Source organism: Halobacterium zhouii, from assembly GCF_021249405.1.
In the GTDB taxonomy this organism is placed as follows: domain Archaea; phylum Halobacteriota; class Halobacteria; order Halobacteriales; family Halobacteriaceae; genus Halobacterium; species Halobacterium zhouii.
On record NZ_CP089593.1, the window covers coordinates 2486576 to 2509167 of the forward strand.

At 67.5% G+C, this 22592-nt stretch carries 17 protein-coding genes; 5 read left to right on the top strand and 12 right to left on the bottom strand.

Annotated elements, in window-relative coordinates; translation table 11 throughout:
- Nucleotides 1–15 precede the first annotated feature (15 nt).
- On the bottom strand, nt 16–2349 hold the full coding sequence (locus tag LT970_RS12995) for a glycoside hydrolase family 2 TIM barrel-domain containing protein (RefSeq protein ID WP_232686905.1): 2334 nt from the start codon (nt 2347–2349) through the stop codon (nt 16–18).
- A 502-nt stretch (nt 2350–2851) separates the two neighbouring features.
- On the opposite strand from LT970_RS12995, the gene LT970_RS13000 reads away from it, so the two are divergent.
- The 3 genes from LT970_RS13000 to LT970_RS13010 all read left to right on the top strand — a co-directional run bounded on the left by LT970_RS13000 (nt 2852) and on the right by LT970_RS13010 (nt 6636).
- On the top strand, nt 2852–4159 hold the full coding sequence (locus tag LT970_RS13000; protein WP_232686906.1) for a dicarboxylate/amino acid:cation symporter: 1308 nt from the start codon (nt 2852–2854) through the stop codon (nt 4157–4159).
- A 104-nt stretch (nt 4160–4263) separates the two neighbouring features.
- Nucleotides 4264–5727, top strand: coding sequence for a hypothetical protein (locus tag LT970_RS13005; protein WP_232686907.1), 1464 nt, complete (start codon nt 4264–4266; stop codon nt 5725–5727).
- A 132-nt stretch (nt 5728–5859) separates the two neighbouring features.
- Nucleotides 5860–6636: a 23S rRNA (uridine(2552)-2'-O)-methyltransferase gene (locus LT970_RS13010; protein WP_232686908.1), complete on the top strand. Its 777-nt coding sequence runs from the start codon at nt 5860–5862 to the stop codon at nt 6634–6636.
- A gap of 4 nt (nt 6637–6640) precedes the next feature.
- Here LT970_RS13010 and LT970_RS13015 read toward each other — a convergent pair whose 3' ends face one another.
- From LT970_RS13015 to tatC (LT970_RS13035), 5 genes are all read right to left on the bottom strand, one after another.
- Nucleotides 6641–7798, bottom strand: coding sequence for a hypothetical protein (locus tag LT970_RS13015; RefSeq protein WP_232686909.1), 1158 nt, complete (start codon nt 7796–7798; stop codon nt 6641–6643).
- 75 nt (nt 7799–7873) lie between these two features.
- The gene (locus tag LT970_RS13020) at nt 7874–8623 is read right to left on the bottom strand and encodes a DUF7537 family lipoprotein (RefSeq protein WP_232686910.1); all 750 of its coding nucleotides are present in this window, start codon (nt 8621–8623) and stop codon (nt 7874–7876) included.
- Nucleotides 8624–8709: 86 nt separating this feature from the next.
- The gene (locus LT970_RS13025; protein WP_232686911.1) at nt 8710–9432 is read right to left on the bottom strand and encodes a queuosine precursor transporter; all 723 of its coding nucleotides are present in this window, start codon (nt 9430–9432) and stop codon (nt 8710–8712) included.
- The gene (locus tag LT970_RS13030; RefSeq protein WP_232686912.1) at nt 9419–9598 is read right to left on the bottom strand and encodes a ribbon-helix-helix domain-containing protein; all 180 of its coding nucleotides are present in this window, start codon (nt 9596–9598) and stop codon (nt 9419–9421) included. The genes LT970_RS13025 and LT970_RS13030 overlap by 14 nt, the downstream gene beginning before the upstream one ends.
- 82 nt (nt 9599–9680) lie before the next feature.
- Nucleotides 9681–11849, bottom strand: a complete 2169-nt coding sequence (gene tatC, locus LT970_RS13035; protein WP_232686913.1) for a Sec-independent protein translocase TatC — start codon at nt 11847–11849, stop codon at nt 9681–9683.
- 92 nt (nt 11850–11941) lie between these two features.
- Between tatC (LT970_RS13035) and tatC (LT970_RS13040) the strand changes: the two genes are divergently transcribed.
- A complete protein-coding gene (gene tatC, locus LT970_RS13040; protein WP_232686914.1) occupies nt 11942–13192 on the top strand; it encodes a twin-arginine translocase subunit TatC in 1251 nt (416 codons plus the stop codon).
- A 201-nt stretch (nt 13193–13393) separates the two neighbouring features.
- On the opposite strand, the gene LT970_RS13045 is transcribed toward tatC (LT970_RS13040), so the two are convergent.
- The 6 genes from LT970_RS13045 to rnz all read right to left on the bottom strand — a co-directional run bounded on the left by LT970_RS13045 (nt 13394) and on the right by rnz (nt 20269).
- Nucleotides 13394–13573, bottom strand: a complete 180-nt coding sequence (locus LT970_RS13045) for a hypothetical protein (RefSeq protein WP_232686915.1) — start codon at nt 13571–13573, stop codon at nt 13394–13396.
- Nucleotides 13574–13664: 91 nt separating this feature from the next.
- On the bottom strand, nt 13665–14648 hold the full coding sequence (locus LT970_RS13050; RefSeq protein ID WP_232686916.1) for a tyrosine--tRNA ligase: 984 nt from the start codon (nt 14646–14648) through the stop codon (nt 13665–13667).
- A 295-nt stretch (nt 14649–14943) separates the two neighbouring features.
- A complete protein-coding gene (locus LT970_RS13055; protein WP_232686917.1) occupies nt 14944–16911 on the bottom strand; it encodes a DUF460 domain-containing protein in 1968 nt (655 codons plus the stop codon).
- A gap of 52 nt (nt 16912–16963) precedes the next feature.
- Nucleotides 16964–17791 (bottom strand): phosphosulfolactate synthase, encoded by an 828-nt coding sequence (locus LT970_RS13060; protein ID WP_232686918.1) that lies wholly within the window; start codon nt 17789–17791, stop codon nt 16964–16966.
- A 93-nt stretch (nt 17792–17884) separates the two neighbouring features.
- Nucleotides 17885–19246, bottom strand: coding sequence for an MmgE/PrpD family protein (locus LT970_RS13065; RefSeq protein WP_232686919.1), 1362 nt, complete (start codon nt 19244–19246; stop codon nt 17885–17887).
- Nucleotides 19247–19345: 99 nt separating this feature from the next.
- Entirely contained in the window at nt 19346–20269 is a 924-nt protein-coding gene (gene rnz / locus LT970_RS13070) for a ribonuclease Z (RefSeq protein WP_232686920.1), read from the bottom strand.
- 185 nt (nt 20270–20454) lie between these two features.
- On the opposite strand from rnz, the gene LT970_RS13075 reads away from it, so the two are divergent.
- A complete protein-coding gene (locus LT970_RS13075) occupies nt 20455–22533 on the top strand; it encodes a DUF7282 domain-containing protein (RefSeq protein ID WP_232686921.1) in 2079 nt (692 codons plus the stop codon).
- Nucleotides 22534–22592 lie beyond the last annotated feature (59 nt).

Sequence of the window (22592 nt, forward strand, 5' to 3'; positions counted from 1 at the left end):
TCTACCAGCTACCACCTACTGCGTGATGTCCCGGGTATCAGTCGTCTCGTTGCCGGCGGCGTCGACGACAGTCAGCCGGTACTGGCTGACGCTCCCGGAGGTGCTGAACGCGTCGCTGCCTCCGTGGTTCGCGCCGTTCACCTGCGTAGTCGCGTCTGCGACGACGCTACCGTTCCCGTCGAGCAACTCGACGGTGACCACCGAGAGGTCGCCGCTGGGGTCCGTCACCGACCACGACACCCAGTACTGGCCGCCGCTCGACGACTCGTAGCCGGCCGCCACTAGGTCGTCGACCACCGGCGGCGACGTGGCTGCCTGGAACTGTGTGGCAGCGCTCCGGTCGCTGCCCGCCGCTGTCTCGGCGACCGCACGGAACTCGTACCGGGTGCCGGTCGCGAGCCCCGAAACCGTCTCGTTGAAGCTCCCGGTTGCGTCGAGGGCCCGGGTGGCGGTGACGTTCGGGAAGCCGTCTCCGACGGGCCCCCACTCGAAGTACACCGTGGCGCTGTCGGCGCCGCCGAGGGCTGAGAGGTCCCCGGTGAGGGTGGCCGACGTATCGTCGACCGTCGCGTTGCCAGCCTCGACGGTGGGGCCGGCGGCGTCGACGGAACTGACGCTGCCCGCGACGTCGACGCTGCCGACGTCCTCGTTCGTCCACGCCGAGAGCCGGGAGTCAGTCTGTCCCGTGATGTTCTCGAAGCGCGCAGTGGACGCGGTACCGGCCCGGTGGCTGGTGACGGCGAGGCCGAGGTGGGGTTCGGTCACCGGAATCGTCGCGCTGCCGACCTCGGTCCAGGAGCCGTTCCGCTCGGCGTACCCGGTGACGGTGTCGCCGCGCCGTTCGAGTTTCAGGCGCTGTGGCACCGACCCACTGGCTCCCGTACTCGAACTCCAGCCGCCGGCGTCCGTCCGGTACTGGAACGCGACGCCGTTGTCGGGTGTGACGACGATCATCGCGTGGGCAGCGTCCGGCGCGGTCGAACCACGCACCATCAGACCCGCTTTCGCCCACCAATGGGTGTCGTCCTGGGCGGTGACGTTCGCCGCGAGCGTGGCGTCACCGGACACCCGCTCGTGGGCGTAGTGGAACTCGTCGTACTGGTTCCAGATGTCTGCGCCCGCGCCGGTGACGTCGAGTCGTTCACCCGCGAGCGAGGACGTATCGGTGGCCGTGCCACCACTCCCTCCACCGCTGCTCGACGACCCGCGCTTCGCTGTCTGCGTGGCGGAGAAGTCATCGAGCACGTTCGTCGTCGCCGTGTCGTTCCGACGGATGTCGTGTTTGCTGGTCTCCGAGCGGTTCTCCTTGACGAGTTGCCACGTCGCGGCGCCCGCGGCGTCGTGTTCGTCTAGCAGGCCGAACCAGTCCGAATACACGGACGCGCGGTCCGGACTCCGGCCCGCGGCCCACCCGAACTCGCCCATGAACACCGGCTTCCCGATGGTGTCGTGGGCGTCGGTGACGTGGTCGCGAATCCACTGCTTGCCGTACGCGTTCGTGTTCTCGTTGAGCCACTCGGGGTAGAGGTGGAACGAGCACACGTCGACCTCTGGAATCGAGTGGTTCTGCACGAAGTCCACGCCGTTGCCGCCGCTGTACTCCCAGACGTTGCTGTCCCTGTTGAAGTTCCCACCGCTCCCCGTCGAGACCAGATGGTTCCCGTCGAGGGATTTGAAGTGGGCCGCCATCTCCTCGGTCCACGACTGGAGTGGGTCTATACCTGCCTGCTTGGCTTCCGCCTCGTTCGCGAGTTCCCACATCAACACCGTCGGGTCGTCGCGGTAGACGCGGCCCGTCAGCGTGTTCTTCCGAGTGAGCACCTTCTCGACGTACGTTCGATACCACTCGCGGCACTGGGCGTCGGTGTAGAAGTCGTCGTGCTGGCTCGCCGTCGGCGAGTTCGAGACGTACGCGGCCATTCCGCCGTAGTAGTCCCAGTTGTCCACCAGCGAGAACACCATGCGGATGCCGTGCTGTTCGGCCTGCTGCAAGATGTAGTCGACGTGCTGGAACGCCTCCTCACCGAGCTCGCCGGGTTCCGGTGAGTGGACGACGCCGCCGACGTCGACGGAGTGGATGCCCGTTCGGAGCACGTCGATGTCGAGGTCGTTGGCGAACGCCATCACCGCGTCGACGGTGTCCTTCGACGGGTAGGTGTGGGTGAGCCACGGCGCGTTCGCGCCGTTGAAGTAGAACGGCGCCCCGTCGAGCGTGAACTGAGTCCCGTCCCGGTCGACGAAACTGGAGAACGTCTTTGTCGCCCCGCTACCGCGGTCGGCTACGTAGCTGAGACTCCCGATGCCCCCGAGTGCCGCCACCCCCTGAAGGTAACTCCGTCTAGTCGGCATCTACTTACCACCGACCGCTAGATGGCGGTGTGCTGAAGCGAGTCGAAACGGTCTGTTGGTCGGTCGTCGACGCCGGGCCGCGGCGTCGAGTAATCGTTACCAAACGGTCCGCGCTGGAAGCGTTAATCATCGTCACTTCGGGTAGGACAGACCTACCTCAAGAGGATATTGACGAACTGCATACCAGCCGATTACCAGCTACACGGAGACACACTGAGATTGGTTACGTTGAACAGGCCAATCGATTACAGAGTAATTACCTCAATTGCACCGATCGAGAGGGTAGAAAGCGGTCGTTTCCACGAGTAAGCGAATCATACTGGCCAACTCCAGGGTGTGTGGGGCTGGCGCGGGCGACGAATCGGCGTCGCCACCACTCCAGACGCCGACCGCGGATTTCTGCCGGCGATACCTGCCGTCATCCGGGACGGTGTGGCCGGAGTACCGGCGGCGACCGACGCGGCCCTCCTTCTTGAGTTCGCGCAGTGTGTAGCCGAGCAGTATGAGTGCTGTTCGTGCCGCTCGGAGCGCGTGGAGCGCGTACCGTGACGTGCCGCTGGTGTACCGTCTCGCCGCCGCGTTCGCGCTCGGTGTGGTGGCCGGACTCGCGGTCGGGCCGCCCATCGAGGCGATAGCGCCGCTCGGCGAGCTGTTCGTGCGCCTCCTGAAGATGCTCGTGTTGCCCCTCGTGGTGTTCACACTGCTGTCGGGTATCCGGCGCCTGACGCCGTCTCGGATGGGTCGCATCGGGGGGTCCGTGGTGGCGCTGTACCTCGCGACGACGGCTGTCGCTGCCGTCATCGGCATCGCGGTGGCGAACCTGGTTCAGCCGGGAACGGGCGTGGAGTTCACGGGCGGCGAGGCGGTGTCCGCGGAGGCGCCGAGTCTCGTCGACGTGTTCCTCGGCATCGTGCCGACGAACCCTGTGAACGCGATGGCGTCCGGGGACGTGCTGTCGGTCATCTTCTTCGTGACGGCCCTCGGTCTCGGACTCGTGATTGCCCGCGACCGCGCGGACAGCGAGGAGGTCGAGACGTACGCGGAGGCCATCTTCGCGGGCGCTGCGGCGCTCACGGAGGCGCTGTTCAACGTCGTGTGGGCGGTGATGGAGTACGGCGTCGTCGGGGTGTTCGCGCTCGCCGCGACCTCCGTTGCTGGACTCGGACTCGACGCGGTGGCGACCCTCGGAACGCTGGTGTTCACGGTGACGCTCGGCGTCGTCGTCCACATCACCGTCACGTACCTCGGCATCATCACGGTCGGCGTGCTCGGGCGCTCGCCCGTAGAGTTCCTCGCCGGCGCGAAGGACGCGATGGTGACGGCGTTCGCCACGCGCTCCTCGTCGGGGACGCTGCCGGTGACGATGCAGCGCGCGGACGAGGCGTTCGGCATCGACGAGAGCCTGTACGGCTTCTCGCTGCCGCTGGGCGCGACCGTGAACATGGACGGCGCGGCCATCCGACAGGCCGTGACGGCGGTGTTCGCGGCGAACCTCTTCGGCGTCCCGCTCGGTCTCGGCGAACAGGTGACGCTGCTCGCGACGGTCGTGTTCGTCTCCATCGGCACGGCGGGCGTGCCCGGTGCGGGGCTGGTGATGCTCACCATCATCCTCGAGTCGCTCGGTCTCCCGCTCACGGTCGTCGGGTTCGTCGCCGGCGTGGACCCGCTTCTGGGGGCGGTCGCGACGATGAACAACGTCACCGGTGACCTCGCGGTGTCGACGGTCGCCGCGAAGTACAACGACGCCATCGACTTCACGACGGGCGTGTGGTCGGGCGGCGGGACGGAGGCGGCCGCGACGGCAGACTGACCGTCCAGTGGCCACCGTTGACTGACCAGCGGCCGCACCTCGCTGACCGCTCCGCCCGGGACGTTGAAGGCCTTCGCCGCCGTTTCTCTGTCCGACCGACGGCGATGCGCGTTCTCCTGATACCGGAGCTCTACCGGCCCGACGACCCGAGCGCGAACGGCACGCTCGGCGACGCCGCGGCGTGGGTGCGCGGGTGGCTCGACCGCGACGACTCGCTCCACGTCTACTGGCTGGTGGCTCCCAACGTCCCCGACGACGCGCTTCTGGCGGGACGAGAGCGCGTCACCGCAATCCGGGCCGACCCGTTCGCTGCTGGTGACCCGGACGCGACTGACGACTCGGATGGGCCTGGCCACTCGGACGCGCCGGACATTTTCACCGAGGGCGGGTACACCTGGGACGAACTGCGGGCCATCGAGCGCGAGGTCTACGACCGCGGCGCGTATCTCGACTGCGTCGTCGACCAGCGCCGAACTGGCCGGTTCACGCTCCACAAGTGGCTCTGCTGGCAGACCGACCGGTGGGCCGCCGACGTAACCCCCTTCGACGTCGTCGCGAACGTCCACGACCTCCAGGTGCCGTTCAAGTACCGCTACTGCGCGTACCGCGGCGCGTTCCAGAGCCAGATGGAACTCGCGAGCGCAGCGTTCGCCGACGGCGTCTGGTTCAAGGCTGGCGCCGACGCCCGCCAGTTCCGCGAGCACGCGACCGAGATTCTTCGCGAGGAGGTCGTCGACGAGACGCTCGACGGCGCACTCGAAACCGGGAGTCCTATAGACTTCTTGGCGTTCGAGGAGCGCTACCGCGAGGAACCCCGGTTTCTCCATCTCGCGGGGTCGATGTGGGAGAAGAAGGGCGTCGACGAACTGCTCGCGGTCGGGGAGCACCTCCACGCGGAGTTCGGAATCGAGACCATTCTGACGAGCATGGACCCGATTCCTGACGCGTACGCCGACCGCGACTGGGTGACAGCCCACCCCGAGGCCGACCGGGGGACGTACGAGGCCGCACTGGACCGCGGCGACCTCACGGTCTGCGCGAGCGAGTACGAGACGATGGCCCGAACGCCCTTCGAGCAGGCCGCCAGCGGGCAGGTGCTCGTGCTCCGCGACGAACTCTGGATCTACGACTGCGTACCCGAGGACTACCCGCTCGTCGGCGGTCTCAACGACCTCGCGGACGTCGCCGTCGAGGCGGTCGAGAACTGGCAGGATGCGGTCGACGCGAACCGGCGGCTAGTCGCCCACGTCGAACGCGTCCGCGATCCCGACAGGTCCGCCGAGTGCACCCTCCGCGACCTCCGCGAGCGCGTCGACGGGAAACGCGAGGCGTACGCTCTCGACGGCTCTGACGACCCTGTGCGCGCCGCGCTGGACGAGGCCGAACGCGAGGGCCGCGACCGAATCGCGCTCGACGACCTTCGCGAGCGCACCACCGCGCACACGGACGACGGCCGGCCAGCCACCGACTCGGCTGACTACGCGCTCGCAGACCTCGTGTACGCGCTGCGCTCGCTGGGCTACCGGGACGGGGGTAACCCCGGAACGCCGGTGTTCGTCCGGCGGTGACCGTGTCCGTCCGGCGGTAACCCTGTCCGTCGTCGGTGACTGTGTCCGCCCGAAGTAGCGCCGCGTTCCGGGTGGCTGGCGCTGGAGCGACGGGATTTTCAGGTTTCGACTCCTCGTTTCGAGTAACTGACCATGGGAAACGGAAAGGACCACTACTACAACAAGTCCAAGCAAGAGGGCTACCGGTCGCGGGCCGCGTACAAGCTCAAGCAACTCGACGACGAACTCGGGTTGCTGTTCGGCGGCGCGACGGTCGTTGACCTCGGCGCCGCGCCGGGCGGCTGGCTGCAGGTCGCCGCCGAGGAGGCGAACGAACACGGGAAGGTCGTCGGCGTGGACTTCCAGCGCATCGACGACCTCGAGGACCCGAAGGCGTCGGTCACGACGCTCCGCGGGGACATGACCGAGGCGGACACCCGCGAGGAGATACGGGAGGTCGCCGGACCGAGCGGCGTGGACGTCGTGCTCTCGGACATGGCGCCGAACATGACCGGCGAGTACAGCACCGACCACGCGCGCTCCGTCCACCTCGCGCGGATGGCGCTGGACACCGCTCGCGAGGTGCTGGTCGACGGCGGCCACTTCGCGGTGAAGGTGTTCGACGGCCAGGACTTCGAGGACTTCCTCGCCGACGTGGAGGAGGAGTTCGCGTTCACGCGCGTCACCAGCCCCGACGCGTCTCGGGACTCCTCCTCTGAACTGTACGTCGTTGCGAAGAACTTCCTGAACGCGCCGGTCGAAGAAGGCGACACGCTCGCGGTCGAAATCGTCGGCGAGGGCGACGAGGGCGACGGCATCGCGAAAGTCGATGGCTACACGCTGTTCGTGGCGGACACCGAGGAGGGCGACACCGTCGACGTCGAGGTCACGGACGTGAAGCCGAACTTCGGGTTCGCTGAGCAGGTCTGAGTTCTCAGTTCTCCGTCTCCAGTTCGTCTCGGAGACGTTCGAACGTCGGTGTGTGGAACACGACGTAGATACCGGCGGCGTCGTCGACGCGCGCCGAGACCTCGTTCTCGTCGGCGTCGGCGCTCCCGTCGAGGCGCTCGAAGGTGTCGCTGTTCTGTCCGAGTCGGTAGAGCGCGAGTTCGGACTCGCTGGCGTTCGCCGGAAGTCGCGATTCGTTGTACCCGAGCGTGACGTACGCGTGGTCGTGGTCGGTCGACGTCTCGACGTACGCGTACCAGCCGACGATGGCGTCGGAGAGCGGGTCGTCGGCGGTGGCGATGGGTCCGACATCGAGGTCGCTGCTGTCGGCGTGTCCCGGCACGCCGACGAGCGTCACGAGGCCGCGGGAGTCGCCGGAGTACCCCAGGGGAACGGGGTCGGTGACGCGGCGCTGGTCGTCCCTGAACCCCTCGTACTCGCCGTGGCGGCGTGCGTCGGCCACCCAGTCCGGGGTCGTGACGGTGGTCCCGCCGACCGCGGAGAACGTGGCCGAGACGGCCACTCGGTTCCCACCAGTCACGAGCGTCCGCTGGGCGCTGACGACGCGGCCTGCCGGCGTGACGAGCACGGTGCCGTTGGGGGCGTCCCCCTCGGTGACGCCGCGCGGTTCGACGGTGAGTCGCCACAGGGTGCGTCCGTCGCGCTCCACGGTACCGTTCAGTGTCAGGTTGCCCGTGACCCCGCTCGATGGGTCGAGTGCAATCCGTAGCGCAGTCGGTTCGGCGTACGCCTCGTGGACGGTCTGTCCGCCCCTCGACCAGTTCGTGACTGTGTACTCGACGCCGCGGGGACCGTCGATGCGCTCGTATTGCCGGCCGTCGACGACGATGATAGTCACGCTGGGCGTGATCGTTCCGACGACGGCGGTGTCGTTCGCGCCGACCCGCACCTGCTGGCCGGTCTCGGCGCCCGCGACGCTGCCGCTGGTCTCGACGGTGAACGACTGGTTGGCGAGCGCCGCTCTGTGCGCCTCGAGGAGTCGCGTCCCGTTCACGCCGTCCTCGGTGACACCCGGGGGGAGTGACGGTGAGCCGTCATTCCCTCCGAAGAACGGCCCGAGCGGGCCGCTACAGCCGGCGAGTACCACGAGTGCTGTGATCACGAGAACTCTTCTTCCTGTCATATTCGGGCTGTGCGCGCCGCTGTGTGATAAACTCCCAGTCAGCAATACTGACACGTACGGGTTCGGACGTCGAGCTTACTCGAACCCGACGCGCGTCCCCGATTCGTTGGCTTCGTCGACCCACTCCGGACGGGTCACTGTGGTCGCGCCGACGTCAGAGATGGTGATAGTGACGTTGCCGGTGTCGTTCGGCCGTTCGATGGTGACGCTGATCTTCTCGACGCGGCCGGACGGTGCGACGACTGCACGCCCGTCGAAGCGGCTCGCGTCAGAAAGCTGGCTGGACTCGTTGACACTTGTGGCGTCGAGCACCCAGCACGTGCCGGCGCGACAGTCCGTGGTGCCACTCGTCTTCCACTCTCCGGCCGCGAGCAGGATGCGAAGTTCGTGCGGCCGGACGTACCGGTCGGCGAACGGCGCGCCGTCGGCGCCGGAGCGGTTCACGACGCGGTACTGGGTCTCGCCGTCGCGCTCGTCGAGTTCGTACTGCACGCCGTCCACGAAGAAGTACGCCTCCGTCTGGTGGGACTTCTCGATGTGAATCGCTGCGCGTTCGCGGTTCGGCCCGATGGTCGCGACGACGTCGGCCTGTGCGCTACTCGCGGAGAGGTTGTACTCGAGCGTAAAACTCTCCCCGTCGAGCGATTCGACGTGCGCGTCCATGAGGGTCGTGGCGTTTACGCTGTCATCGGTGACGCCTGGGGGAAGCGAGGGGTTGCCGCCGTCGGCGTCACCACCGTTATCACTGGCAATCGGTCCAAGCGCGCCGTTACAGCCGGCGAGCGCGACGAGAAGGACGAGCACGAGGGATCTGACGTCTGTCATTTTCGAACCGTGTGCAGCGTCAGATAATAAACCTCGATTTCAGCTCGTTGACGGGAATGGGTGTGGGCGTGGCCGAACGGGCGCGCTTAGTCCGCCGTCGAGACGGCCGCGGGGTCGCGCTCGCGGAACGCCCCCACCACGGCGTAGACGAACGGCGTGTCGACGACCGCGATGGCGAGTTTCAGGAGATACTGGCCGACGACGAGCGAGAGGATCTGGTCGGTCGAGTAGACGGTACCGACGCCCAGCACGGCGGGCGCGATGGCGAACGCGACGGTGACGAAGATGACCGTGTCGATGGCCTGGCTGGTCGCGGTGGAGCCGACGTTCCGGAGCCACAGCATCTCGCCGTCGGTGCGCTCGCGGATGGCGTGGAACGCGAGCACGTCCCAGTTCTGGCTCACGACGTACGCGAGCAGGCTCCCGACGACGATGTTCGCGCTCGACCACAGCACGCGGGCGAACGCGTCCTGACCGACGCCCGAAAAGGGCGCGATGGGCGCTTCGATGGTGGTGTAGACGAGGCCGAGCATCACGAGCGTCATCGCGAACCCGACGTTCACCATTACCTGGGCGGCCCGCCGGCCGTACAACTCCGAGTAGCAGTCCGACGCGAAGAACGTCAGGGCGTACGCCAGCGCGGCGCCTGGGAGCACCAGCGCAGACCCCGTGAGCGGGAGCGTGAGGCCGAACGGCACGTCGAACATGAGGAGTTTCGACGCGGTCAACTGGGCGGTCACCAGCGCGGTGACGAACAGGCCGACGAGAGCGACCCGGCCCGTCTCGGTGCGGGCGTCACTCCTCACCATCGTCTAACCTCCCGTGGCGGTCGTCGATGTCGTCGAGCAGGTCCAGGGTCTTCCGGACGGACGCGCGGACGGCGTCGCTCCGGTTCACGAACTTGCCGTCGTCGCCGACGTGGTCGTCGAGGTCACCGAGGAGCTCCCCGGGAATCTCGACGCTTATCTTGGGCATACGACGAGAATACTGTGCGAATACCTTAACTCGTTCGTCCCGCCGTGACGGCGCCGCGGAACCGGCCGTGAAAGCGACCGCGTTACTCGCCCACGGCGGTCCCGGACCCGCCGCGGCGTCCGCCGAGTGTGACCAGGAACAGCAACGCGAGGCCGATGCCGTACATCACCACCATCGGGATGGCGATGACGAGCATCGTGTAGAGGCTGTCGGGCGTGACGAGCGCGCCGAACGCGAACATCGAGAGCACGGGCACGCGCCAGCGCCGGCGCATCGTGTCGTAGGAGACGATGCCGCCGAGGTGGAACAGCACCATCGTCACCGGGATGTCCGCGAGCAGGCCGATACCCCCGGTCAGCAGGAACACCGTCCACGCGAAGTTGCTGATGGTGTAACTGATGACCATGTCCGCGCGATGCGCGTCGTACACCAGATAGGAGATGACCTCGGGGGCGATGAACGCGTAGCCGACGTAGCTCCCGAGCGCGAGGCCGCCGACGATACCGCCACCCCACACTCCGATGGTGCGGCGGTCGCCCGTCACGAACCCGCGCTCGGAAAGCGGCGGCCACGCGTAGTAGACCACGATGGGGAGCACGCCGATGGCGGCCAGCACCGTCGAGAGTTTCACCTGGAAGACGAGCGCCTCCACCGGGTGCTGTGCGATCGGCCAGTCGACGGCGCCCGTGGGCTGGACGTTCTGGGGGATGCGCGCAATGAAGTCGTCGCGCAACTGCGCGAACCCGCCGTAGTAGAGCCACCCGAAGATGGCGACGAGCATCGCCATGAACGACCCCACGATGTGGAACGCCCGCGAGCGCAGGCTGTCGAAGATGAACCGGATGTCGTGGTAGTAGCCGCCGATGTCGTCTTCAGTGGTTTCGTCCTCCGTGAACGCGTCCATCATGCCCGCTGCCGTGCTCTGGACGGTGTTGGACTCCTCGTCGTCCGCCTCCCCTTCAGCCTGCTCGTCCAGGCGTTCCTGGACCTCGTCGTAGCGGTCGAGGATGGCCTGGGCCTTCTCGTCGTCGTCCTCGTCCATCGCGTGCTTTGCGGCGACGAGCGCGTCGTCCTCGCTCATCGACGCGAACGTCTCCGGTGGCGCCGCCCGGACGCCGTTGGCGTCGAGCATCTCCAGGTCGATGTCCGCGGGGTCGCCGCCGCCGCGGGCGGCGACCGCCTGTGCGGCGCGTTCGATGGCGACGTAGACGTAGTAGAACAGCGCCGCGGCGAGCGCGAGCGCCGCGAACAGACCGGCGAGCAGCAGGTAGCCGGTCTCGGGCGGCACGCCGACGGCTTCTGCCACCGTCGGCACCCGGAACGACGAACCGACGAACTCGAGTCCCTCGTTGAACGCCGCGACGGCGCCGTACTTCCCGGCCGCGTACCCGGCGGCGAACCCGAGCACGCCGACGCCGAGCACGCGGTTCCAGCGCTCCCGGAACACGCCGCGCACGTCGACGTGCTCGCGCCCTCGCTTCATCGTCACGACGATCTTCGAGAGGTACAGCGAGAGGCCGTAGAGGAGGATGAGCGGCGCTGCCCACAGAATCTGCGTGAACGGGTCGGGCGGCGAGAAGAACGCGCCGAACGTGAAGATGGCGATGACCGCGACCTTCCACCGGTCGCGGAACGTCTCGTAGGACACGATGCCCGAGTACGAGAGCGCGGACATCACGAGCGGGAGCTGTGCGGCGAGCGCGAACGAGAGCGCGAGGAAGAGGATGAACTCCGTCCACTTCACGATGGAGTACTTCGGCGCGATGCCCGCGCCGACCGCGTTCGCGGCGAGGAAGTCGAACATCAGCGGGAAGAACAGGAGGTACGCGTACGCGATGCCGATCAGCCCGAGTCCCGCTCCGAGCACGACGAACCCCGCGATCTGGAGGCGCGAAACGTGCACCTCGGGGATGATGTCGCGCTCCTCGAGCGGTTGCCGGGCGTGGTAGAGCAGGACGGGAACCGCGAACGCGACGCCCGTGAACAGCCCGATTTTCACCTGCATCAGGATGACGTCGAAGGGCGTCTTCGCGATGACCGAGGCCGCCTGCACGAGGAGGTCCGCTCTGAGTTGCGGCCAGATGACCTCCCGCATTCCGTAGACGCCGACCAGCAGACCGACCACGAACGCGATGAAGACGTGCTGGAGGCGCTTTTGCGCGGACCGAAGCAGTACGCCGATGGTCTCCCGTCCGGTGTCGATGGTGCGGGCCGTGCTGGGGTCCACGATACCCGAACCGGAGCCACTCATTGGTGCGGGGTAACCCGCTCGCGGTTATCAATCTTCTCGTCGATTGCCAAAAGAAAGCCTATAACGACCCCATCGCCAAATGATGGGTAGGAATGCCCGAGGAACCGGACGGCGGGCGGAACACGGCCGGCGAACCCGCCGAGCGAGACGACGAGTGGGGGGACCTCACTCCCGCCGTTCGACGCGCCAGCGAGGACGGCGACAGTTCGGGTCTCGCGCCCGCCGACAGCGCCGGTGACGACCAGCGCGACGGCGACTCCTCGGACGACCAGACGGTCGACGAGGCGGCCGACCAGCGAGCGGTCGATGACGGTTCGACCGACAGTCCGGGCGACGACTCGACAGACGATTCGGACGGCGACACCGGCGACGAGTGGGAGTGGAGCGACGACGACTTCGAGAGCGTCGGCCCCACGTCCCTCGAGCAGGGCGCGGGTGTCGACGGCGCCACCGAGGAACCAGCGGACGCCACCGATTCCGCGGAACCGGCAGACTCCGTCGCCCCCGTGGAACCGGCAACGGGTCCTGGGGACTCCGCCGGGCCGACCGCAGAGTCGGAAGACGCGACGGTGCTCGACACCGAGGAGATGCCCGACCCGACGACGGGCCTCGGCGGCGGTGCGCCCGACTCGGACGTCGAACAGCCACTCGCCGTGCACGTCGAGGAGATGGTCAAGCGCCTCGCCATCGTCATCGCCGTCGCCGGCCTCGTCAGCGTCGCCGTCTTCCCGGTCACCGAGGGACTCGTGACCACCATCTGGGACCACGTTCTCCCCGGGGTGGAGGCCATCGACCCCCGCATCTACCACCCGCTCGAACTCATCATCACGCAGATCAAGGTCGCCAGCCTCGCCGGCCTCGTCATCGCGCTCCCCGTTCTCGTCTACCAATCCTACGTGTTCATGCGCCCGGGTCTGTACAAGCAGGAACGCCGCTACTACCTCGCCGCCGTCCCGACGAGCCTGGTGCTCGCGGTGCTCGGTGTGACGTTCTCCTACTTCGTCGTGCTCCCGTACACGATGAGCTACTTCCAGGGGTACACGACGGGCACCGCTAACGTCGCGTTCGCGCTCGGCACCACGTTCAACCTCATCCTGATGGTGATGGGGTACCTCGCCATCGTCTTCCAGATTCCGCTGTTCATCATGCTCGCCATCATGCTCGGCGTCGTCACCCGGCAGTGGCTCGAGGGTCGCCGCCTGCTCTTCTGGGGCGCGTTCGCCGGCATCTCCTTCGCGTTCGGGAGCATCGACCCGACCGGCGTCGTCCCCGTGCTCGTCGCCATCACGATGATCGTCCTGTTCGAGGGGACGCTCGCGCTGCTCCGGTGGACGGGCAACTGACGACGTCGCTGCTGGCTGATTCTGCTACCCCTGACGCTCCGACGAAGATTCAAGTAAGAGAACGGGACCAACCCGCCTCGTGCGCTGAGAGCGAGCGCGCGGGATTCGGAATCGGAACGCGACAGTCACCCCCGCGCGACGCAACGACTGTCCGAACGCCAACCAACGCTTCCCGTGTCTCACTGGGACGGCGCGAACGCCTCACGTCGTTTCGGTGATGGACTTGGTCTCGAGCCACTCCTCGAACTCGAAGAAACAGTCCGAACAGAGCCGCCCGGTCGTGGTCTCGGTGCCGTCGCTCGCGGCCTCGAACGCGTAGCGCTGGTGGCGCGGCTGCTCCGGGTCGAGTTCCGTGCCGCATTTGTCGCAGTATTCGACCATGGGGAACGGGTCTTTCGACGGAAGGCGGAAAAGTCGGACGGCCAACGTCACCCGCTCCCAGGACGAACCCGACGGGAACTCTCCGAGAACGCTACTCGTCGCGGATCTCTCGGAGGCGTTCCCGTCCCGGCGCGATGAGCCGATCCAGGTAGTCAGCGAGCGCGCTCTTCGCGTCCGCGGGGTGGAGTTCGCCGGACTCCAAGTCCGACGCGAGGTCCTCGTAGTCGTCGTACTCCAGGTCGCCGCCGTACTCCTCGGGGCGCTCGACGACCACCGCCTCGAAGCGCGGGAAGACGTGGTACTGGAACAGCTCCAGCACCGGGTTCACGAGGTCGCCCTCGGGGTCGCGCTCCGGCGGGCAGAACGCCGAGTTTACCTTCTCCTCGAGGTCCTCAGTGGAGTCCTCGAGAGAGATGGTGACGCCCGAACTTGAACTCATCTTCCCCTCGCCCGTGGTGAGGTCGCCGATGATGGGCGTGTGGAGCGCGGGCCGCTTCTCGTAGCCGACGCTCGGGAGCTCCTCGCGGGCGAGCATGTGGACCTTCCGCTGGTCCATCCCGCCGATGGCGAGGTCGACGTCGAGGTACTCGATGTCGAGGGCCTGCATCAGGGGGTAGACGACGTGGCTCACCTTCGCGGTGTCTCCGCCCTGGATTTCCGCCATCGCGCGCTGGGCTCGCTTCAGCGACGTCTCCACCTGGAGGGCGTGAAGGTCGAGTTCGTACTCCTCGTCTAGCTGGTAGTCCGAGCCGAGCACGAACTCCGTGGCGTCTTCGTCGAGGCCGAACGCGAGGAACTGGGCCTTCATCTGCTCTGCGGTCTCCCGGATTTCCTCGAACGTACCCTTGTCGTTGAGGTAGGCGTGGACGTCGGCGAGCAGGACGACGACGTCCATGCCCGCGTCCTGGAGGTCGATGAGCTTGTTCGCGGCGAGGAGGTGGCCGAGGTGGAGCACGCCGGAGGGCTCGTAGCCGACGTACGCCCGCTTGCCCTGGGGGTCGTCGGCTAGCTCCTGCACCTCCTCCTCGGTCACGACTTCCGTCGCGTTCCGAGTGACGAGTTCGTAGGCGTCCATGTCCGGGGAGAGTCGGCGCGGGGGGTTATGCGTTCTGGATGCGTGTCACGCCCTTTCCAGCGAACCCGAGGGTTTCGGGTGCGTCAGCGGCCGGTACGCGCGCTGGAATCGGCGACGATAGCGACGCCGTCATCGCGACCTACCGGCCAGCTTTCCCCGTTCGAGTCGACGCAGTACTGCGGTTTTGAGAGTCGATGCCAGACGCGGCTGCGGGGGACGGGAGTCCGGCGCCCCACGCCGCTACGGTCGCCCAGACGGCCCGACAACTCCACGCGAAACGGTGCTTTCGGGCGCGCTACGTTCGGTCAGCGCGGTGCTCGCTGATGATGGAATCGACCATGCTCTCCTTCTGTTCGCGCTCGCGCTCGTCGCGGCGTTTCCGCCAGTCTTCGAGGACGGCCTGCACGTCCGCCTCCTCGGCGACCGCGAGTTCGTCGACTTCGCGAATCGGCACGTCGTCCGCGGGCCCCACCGGAATCTCGTGCTCGAACAGCACCTCGTCGGCGGCGTCCGAGATGCCGCCCGACCGCAGGACGACGCGGGGTTCGAACTCGGCGAGCAGCTCCGCGGTGCGCTCGCCCGCTCCCGACGCGTCGCGGAGGTAGACCACATCCCCGGACGCGATGCCGTACTCGTCGTCCGCGGCCTCGATGGCGTCGACGGTGAACTGCTCGACGGGCTTGACCGCGACCAGGTCGCCCTCGGTGTCGACGTCCGCGAAGTTCGAGTGGTCGAGCTTCCAGAGGTCCTTGAGCCGCTCGAGTTTCGCGTCGAGTTCCTCGGCGCGCTCGACAGCCTCGTCGCGCTCCGTCGTGAGGCGGTCGTTCTCCCACTCGAGTTTCGTCACTTCGCGGCGCTCGCGGGCCTGCTGGCGTTCCTCTCGGCGGGCCTCGGAGAGCTCCTCCTCGTAGTGCTCGATCTCCTCGTCTTTCTCCTCGACGGTGGCCTCGAGGTCCGCGACGTGGGATTCGAGGCGCTCGACCTGGGCTTCGAGGTCGCGGATGCGCTGTTCCTCGTCGGTGAGCTCACGGGGCTCGTGTTCGACCGTCGTCTCGGGTTCGGGGTCGTCCGCTGTGAGGTCCGCGAGCACGCCCTCGACGGACTCCTCACCGCCGAGCACGCGAGCCACCACTTCGCCGCGCTCGACGTTCGGCGGCGTCTGCTCGGTGACGCGCTGGATCTGGTCGGCGTGCGCGTCGTGGGCGTACAGCGCCGCCGCCATCGCGTCCCGCTGGTGGTCGTCGTCGTACCCCTCCTCGCGGGTGCGGTGTTGTTTCTCGTCGACCGGCAGGTCGCTGTCGGGCGCCCAGCCCGCGGCGTCGAAGCTCGCGCGGATCTTCTCTACGGTGTTCGGCATCGGCGTGACGTCCGCGGCCACTATGACGGGCCGCCCGCGTTCGATGATCCACTCGATGACGTCCGCGGTGTCGGCGGTTCGCGTGCTCGTCACGTCGAGGACGCGGCCGTCGAGCGCGACGAGTGCGACCGCTGTCGTCGTGCCGGGGTCGACGCCGACGAACACGCGGTCCCGGCGGCGCGCGAGCGCCCGGAACTCGATGCCGTCGCGGCGCACCGGTTCGACCTCGACGCGGGTGTCTCCGGAGCGCCGCGAGGAAACCGGGATGTCCTCGGCGCGCGCTTCCACCGTGAACACGGCGTTCGCGTAGCCGCCGTACTTCTCCGTGACGTCCACCTCGTAGTCGAGGCCGGCGTCGTCGAGTTTCGACTCGACCTCGCGGCTCGCGCGCTTCACGGAGCCGTGAATGCGCCGCGTGAAGCGGTCCTCGCTCCATCCGCCACCGCCGCCCGTGGAGCGGCCGCGGGAGACCTTCACCGTCGTCTCGTTCGTGAACGCCGACACCTCGTAGCCGACGTTCTGCGCGGCGAGGCGCGCCGACGCCTCGGCCTCCTCCATCGCGGGCTTCCCGTAGGGCACGCCGTGGCGCTTCGCGACCCGGGAGAGGGGTTCCGGGCGCTCGTCGCCGGTCACCTGGACGAGTTTCGTCTCCGCCGGCAGCCCGCGAAGGAGGTGGACCAGCTGGTCCTTGTCCGCGGCGAGTTCGTACATGTTGTCCGTCGCGACGATGGCCGGCTCCTCGCTCTCCACGCGCCGCAGGAGCTTCCGGCGGGTCACGACGTCACGTTCGACCGTCTCTCCGTCGAAGACGACGAGCGCGTAGGATGGTGCGTCCCCGCGCACGTCACCGCTCTGCACGTCGACGCCGAAGACGAGGGCGTCGAGGGCACTCGTACGGGTGCTCACGTTGGACAGAGATAGGCGTTTGGCGAATATAAGCTTGGGGCGGCTGCGTGGCTCACTCCCTGTACGTGACGATGCGCCCCCAACTGGACTTCTTCCCCCAGAGGCCCGAGCGCATGCACTCCAGTTCCACGATCTGGGAGTTGTCCACGAACAGGTTGACGTTCGGCCCGAAGTTCTTGACGTACCACTCGAACATCTCGGGACCGGGCGCCTCGAACACGCAGTTCTCCATCCCGAGTTCGTTCGCGATGGTGTAGACGACGTCGGTGCGCCACTCGTGGACCTCCTCGGTGATGCCCTCGGCCTCGACCATGAGCAACTCCGCGCCGGCCTCGAGGTGGCGCCTGCCCTCCTCGACGGCCATTTCGGGGTCCTGCTGTCCCTCGGCTTCGAGGTCCTCGGGGCTCGACGCGCCGCCCGCGCCGAACTGAACGTTGATCTCTGGTTTCGGTTCGACGCCGTCGTGCTCGGCGACCAGTTCGGTCATCGCCACCATGTCGTCGGTGTCGATGGCGAGGAACCCCGAGGAGATCTCCACGATGTCGAAGCCGAGGTTGGCGCACTCGGCGACGTACTCCTCGACCTTGTCGTTGTCCTTCACGAGCACGTTCTCGATGAACCCGCCCGTGGAGACCTTCACGTCGAACTCGTGGCAGACGTCGATGAGTTCCTCGACGGCGTCCTCGGGCATCAGCGCGAACGACCCGCCGGAGAACTTGTAGATGTCCACGTAGCGACCCATCGTCTCGAGGATGTCCCGGAGTTCCCGGGGTCCCATCGGGTCGTAGTACGGGCCGCGGATCTCGGTGATACCCTTCTCGCGTGGCTTCTCGGGGCGGTCGTTGACGGTGAGGAAGTCGAACGCGCGGTCTGCGGACATGACGCGTGAACTGACGGCGTACCGACGGTTAGCGGTGGTTACGGGGACGTTCGGATTGGTGGCGGGATGCCGACGAGTTCGTTCACAGACCGCTCACTCGCCGGCCTGAAGGAGGTCGGTCAGGTCGCGCGCGTCGCGTTCGTCCATCTCGCGGACGCACTCGACGATGGCGTCCTGCGCGTCCTCGCCGACCACGCTGTCCGCGAGCGACCGGAACTTCCCCTCGACGTCGTCGAAGGACATCGGGTTCTCGGGGTGGCCGCGGAAGGCGTCCCGCTCCACCACGTAGACGGTGCCGTCGCCCATCTCGACGGCGACGTGCGCGGGCATCAGGCCGTTCTCGAACTGTTCGGTGAGGCGCTCGTCCGCGGTCACGTCGACGGTCTGGAGGAGTGACTGGACGTCGTCGCGGCGGATTCGATCAGGGTCGTACTGTTCGACTCCAAGTTCGCGGTCGAGGAGCGCGACGGCGAGCATGTACGGGAGCGAGTGGTCGGCCTGCGCGCGACTCTCGACCTCGTGGCGGTCGCCCTCGCCGCCGCCGATGATGAGTTTCGCGCCGCCGAACGTCTTCAGCCGAATCGCCTCAATGTCGCCGGGGTCCGGGTCGTGCTCTCTCGCGATTTCGACGACCGCTTCGACGGCGGACTGAGCGTACGTCTCCGCGACGTAGCGCTTGGTCATCGTGTCGTGGACGCGCGGACAGGCGGCGTCCAGGTCCATCTCGAACTCCCCGCCGACGACCTCCTGCCAGCCCTTCTGCCCCTCGAAGAGGTCCCGCGGCCCCTCGACGCCCTGTTCGGCGAGGCGCGCGCTGAACACGGCGTTCCGGGCGGCGTTCGCGGACGCGACGCCCTTCCACTCGTTGATGCCGCCGGTGCGCGTGACGCGCAACGCGTTGTGCGCGGTGCCCGCGATGCCGAGCGCGTTCTGCGTGGCTTCGACGTCGAGACCGAACAGCATCGCCGCGGGGACGGTGGCGGAGATGACGGTGTGCGTGACGTGGTCCCACCCCCTATCGCGGACGGGCGCGTTCCAAGCGAGTTCGCCCTGTACCTGGTAGGCCGCGGCGACGGCGGCGACGAGTTCCTCCCCGGAGGCGTCGGCGTACTCGGCGCACGCGACGGCCGCGCCGACGTTGTCGCTCGGGTGGGGCGTCTCGCCGGGCGCGAGAAAGGAGTCCATGAAGTCGAGGTAGCGCGTGAGTGTGGTGTTGTACATCGCCGCGCCGACGGGCGTGGCGGTGTCGCCGGTGGCCCAGAGCGTGCAGTCCCCGCCGCCGTGTTCCGCGGCGACGGCGGCACGCACGGCGGCGGGCGTGTCCGCGTCTGTCGCGCCGAGCGCGATGCCGACGCTGTCGAGCAGGCGGCGTTCGACGGCCGCGACCGTTTCCTCGTCGAGGGTGTCGTAGTCGACGCTCTGGGCGAACTCGGCGATGGCGCGTGTCGACGTCATGTGTCAACTGACGTGGTTGTCCAGCAAAAGCGTGTGCGTGGGGCCGACGGTGGACTGCCCCGGTTCGGAGGCGGAGTGTGAACCCGCTTCCGGCGGCGGTCAGTCGTCCGGGTACGGAATCTCGACCTGTTTGCCGTCCTGTGCGACGAACGCGTTCTCGAACACCTCGCGGGCGTCTTCGCCGAGCTCGCGGGCGTCACCCGGGTACCGGGAGGAGATGTGCGTGAGCGCCAACTGCTGGACGTCCGCGCGCGCCGCAACGTCGGCGGCCTCGCGGGCGGTGGAGTGGGCGGTTTCGCGCGCGCGGTCCTCGGCGTCGGCGTCGAACGTCGCGTCGTGAATCAGCAGGTCTGCGCCCTCCGCGGCGTCCACGACGGCGTCGTGCGGGCGCGTGTCGCCCGTGTAGACGAACTTCCGGCCCGGTCGCGGGTCGCCGACCACCTGCTCGGGGCGGACGACCGTTCCGTCCTCGAGTTCCACTGGCTCGCCGTCGTGGAGCGCCGAGAACTCGGGGCCGACCGGCACGCCGAGTTCCTCGGCGCGCTCGCGGTCGAATCGCCCTTTTCGTTCGTCCTCGACGAGCGCGTAGCCGACGGACCGGGTCCGGTGTTCCGTCTGGAACGCGCGGACCTCGTACTCCTGGTGGTCGAGAACGGTGTTCCCCGCGTCCACCTCGTCGAAGCGAACCGGGAAGCCGACGTCGCCGCCCACCGCGAACACGAGTTGTTCGACCTCGTTCCGGGTGCCCCGTGGGACGTGGACGGTGAGCGGGTCCTCGCGGTCGTTGAACCCCCAGGACTGAACGAGGCCCGGGAGGCCGAGGACGTGGTCGCCGTGGACGTGCGTGACGAAGACGTCCGACACGCCGAAGCCGGTGCCGTACCGCATCATCTGGCGCTGGGTCCCCTCGCCGGCGTCGAAGAGGAAGGCGTCGCCCTCGCGCTGGACGAACACCGAACTGGGGTTTCGTGCCGTCGTCGGCACGGCGGCGCTGGTCCCCAGGAACGTCGCGTTGAGAGTCATGTCCCACGTTCGTCGCGGCGCACGCTTTACGCCACCGGTCGCGGCCGTTGTAAGCCAGGATTGTTTTCGGTACGCTTGCGTTTTCGGGATGTAGCGCCGAGCTACCTCTCGAATTGAAGTAAACTATCTGTCTCGTTTATCCTCTCGGACGGCGTGTCAACCAGTCGGCAGGAGTGATTCAGTAGATGCGCACAACAACAATCGGCGTGCTCGCTGTCGTCGTCATGGTCGTCCTCGGGGGCGGCGTGGCGATGGCGGCACAGGTATCGACACCACAGAAGACGACAGACGCGGCTGCGGCCGACCTGACGGACGACTCGCAGGCGAACGCGTCTGTGACCTTCGACGACCAGACGGTGGACAATGCCACGGTCACCGTGGCGAACACGACGCTGAGCGAGGGTGGCTTCGTCGCCATCCACACCAGCCAGAACGGCTCGATCGGTCCCGTCATCGGGGCGTCGGAGTATCTCGAGGCTGGCACGCACCAGAACGTCAGCGTGACGCTGTACGAGGGCGTGCCGGGCGCCGAGTTCACCGACACGACGCTCCCGAACGGGACGGTAGAGCTCATCGCGATGCCCCACCTGGACACGAACGGCAACATGACCTACGACTTCGTCAGAAACAGCAGCGCTGACGGGCCGTACATCGCCGACGGGGCTCCGGTCGTCGACCCCGCGAACGTGACGTTCACCGGGCAGACCGGTGACGGCGCGGCGACGGGCAACGAGACGACGACTGGTAACGAGACGACGATGGAACCGGGCAACGAGACGATGGCCGGGCTCGTCGTCGAGAGCCTCGACGTGCCGACGTCCATCGCCGTGAACGACACCATCACGGTGAACGCGACGGTGGCCAACATGGGCTCCTCCGGGGTCGCTGCCGACGTGGCGTACCGCCTCGTCGGTGAGGCCGTCGACATCGTGCGTCACGAGACGGTCCGCGTCGAAGCGAACGAGACCGCGAACGTGACCTTCACGGTGGACACCACCGGCATTCCAGCTGGTGAGCACATCCACGGCGTCACCACGTACAACTCGAGCGCGCTCACCGTCGTGAACATCACCGAGCAGACCGGTGAGGAGATGACGACGGGCAACGAGACCACGACTGGTGAGGAGACGACCACGGAGGCTGGCAACGAGACGACCACGGAGGCTGGCAACGAGACGACCACGGAGGCTGGCAACGAGACGACGATGGAACCGGGCAACGAGACGACGCCCGGACTCGTCGTCGAGGGCCTCGACGTGCCGTCGACCATCGCCGTGAACGACACCATCACGGTGAACGCGACGGTGACCAACCTGGGCGGCAGCGAGATCGCCGCAGAGTTGGCGTACCGCCTCTCCGGTGACGAGGTGGACATCGTCCACCACGAGACGGTCCGTGTCGGGGCGAACGAGGCCGCGAACGTGACCTTCACGGTGGACACCACCGGCATCCCGGCGGGTCAGTACATCCACGGCATCACCACGTACAACTCGAGCGCGTTCGCCGTCATCAACATCGCCACCGAATCGCCGTCCGGACAGGCGGAGGAACCGCCGGTCGAGGGCGGCAACACGACGGTGACCTTCGACGATCAGACGACGACGAACAACACTGTCGTCGTGTCGAACGTGACGCTGACCGAGGGCGGCTACGTCGCCATCCACAACGACTCGCTGCTCGAGGGGAACGTCATCGGGAGCGTCATCGGCGTCTCGGACTACCTCGCGGAGGGGACCCACGAGAACGTCAGCGTGACGCTGTACGAGGGCGTTCGCGGTGCGGAGTTCGCCGAGATGACGGCGCCAAACGGCACGGTGGCGCTCATCGCGATGCCGCACATGGAGACGAACGGGAACCTGACCTACGACTTCGTCGCGACGAACGGCAGCGCTGACGGCGCGTACGTCGTCGACGGGCAGCCGGTCGTCGACGTCGGCAACGTGACGTTCGCCGCGGCCAACGGCGGCGCGGCGGCGGACAACGAGACGGCGGACAACGAGACGACCGCCGGAACGGACACCGAAGCAGACGTGGGCGGTAACGCAGACGGAGACAGTGAGACGGACGCTGAGGACGCGGTCGCACCCGGCGAGACGGTGATGGCGAGCAACGCCATCGACACCATCCTCGAGCGCTACGGGCTCGCCGACCGGGTCGACACGAGCAGCCTCGAAGCGTTCGTCACCGATATCCTCACCCTCCTTCAGGAGTGGCTCCACGGGATGTCGATGCAGGACGGAACCACCTGGGAGACGGGAGCGTAACGCCGACCACCCGAACTTCCACTTTTTTTCGCCGACCGGAGTGCCGTCAGTCGACGCCC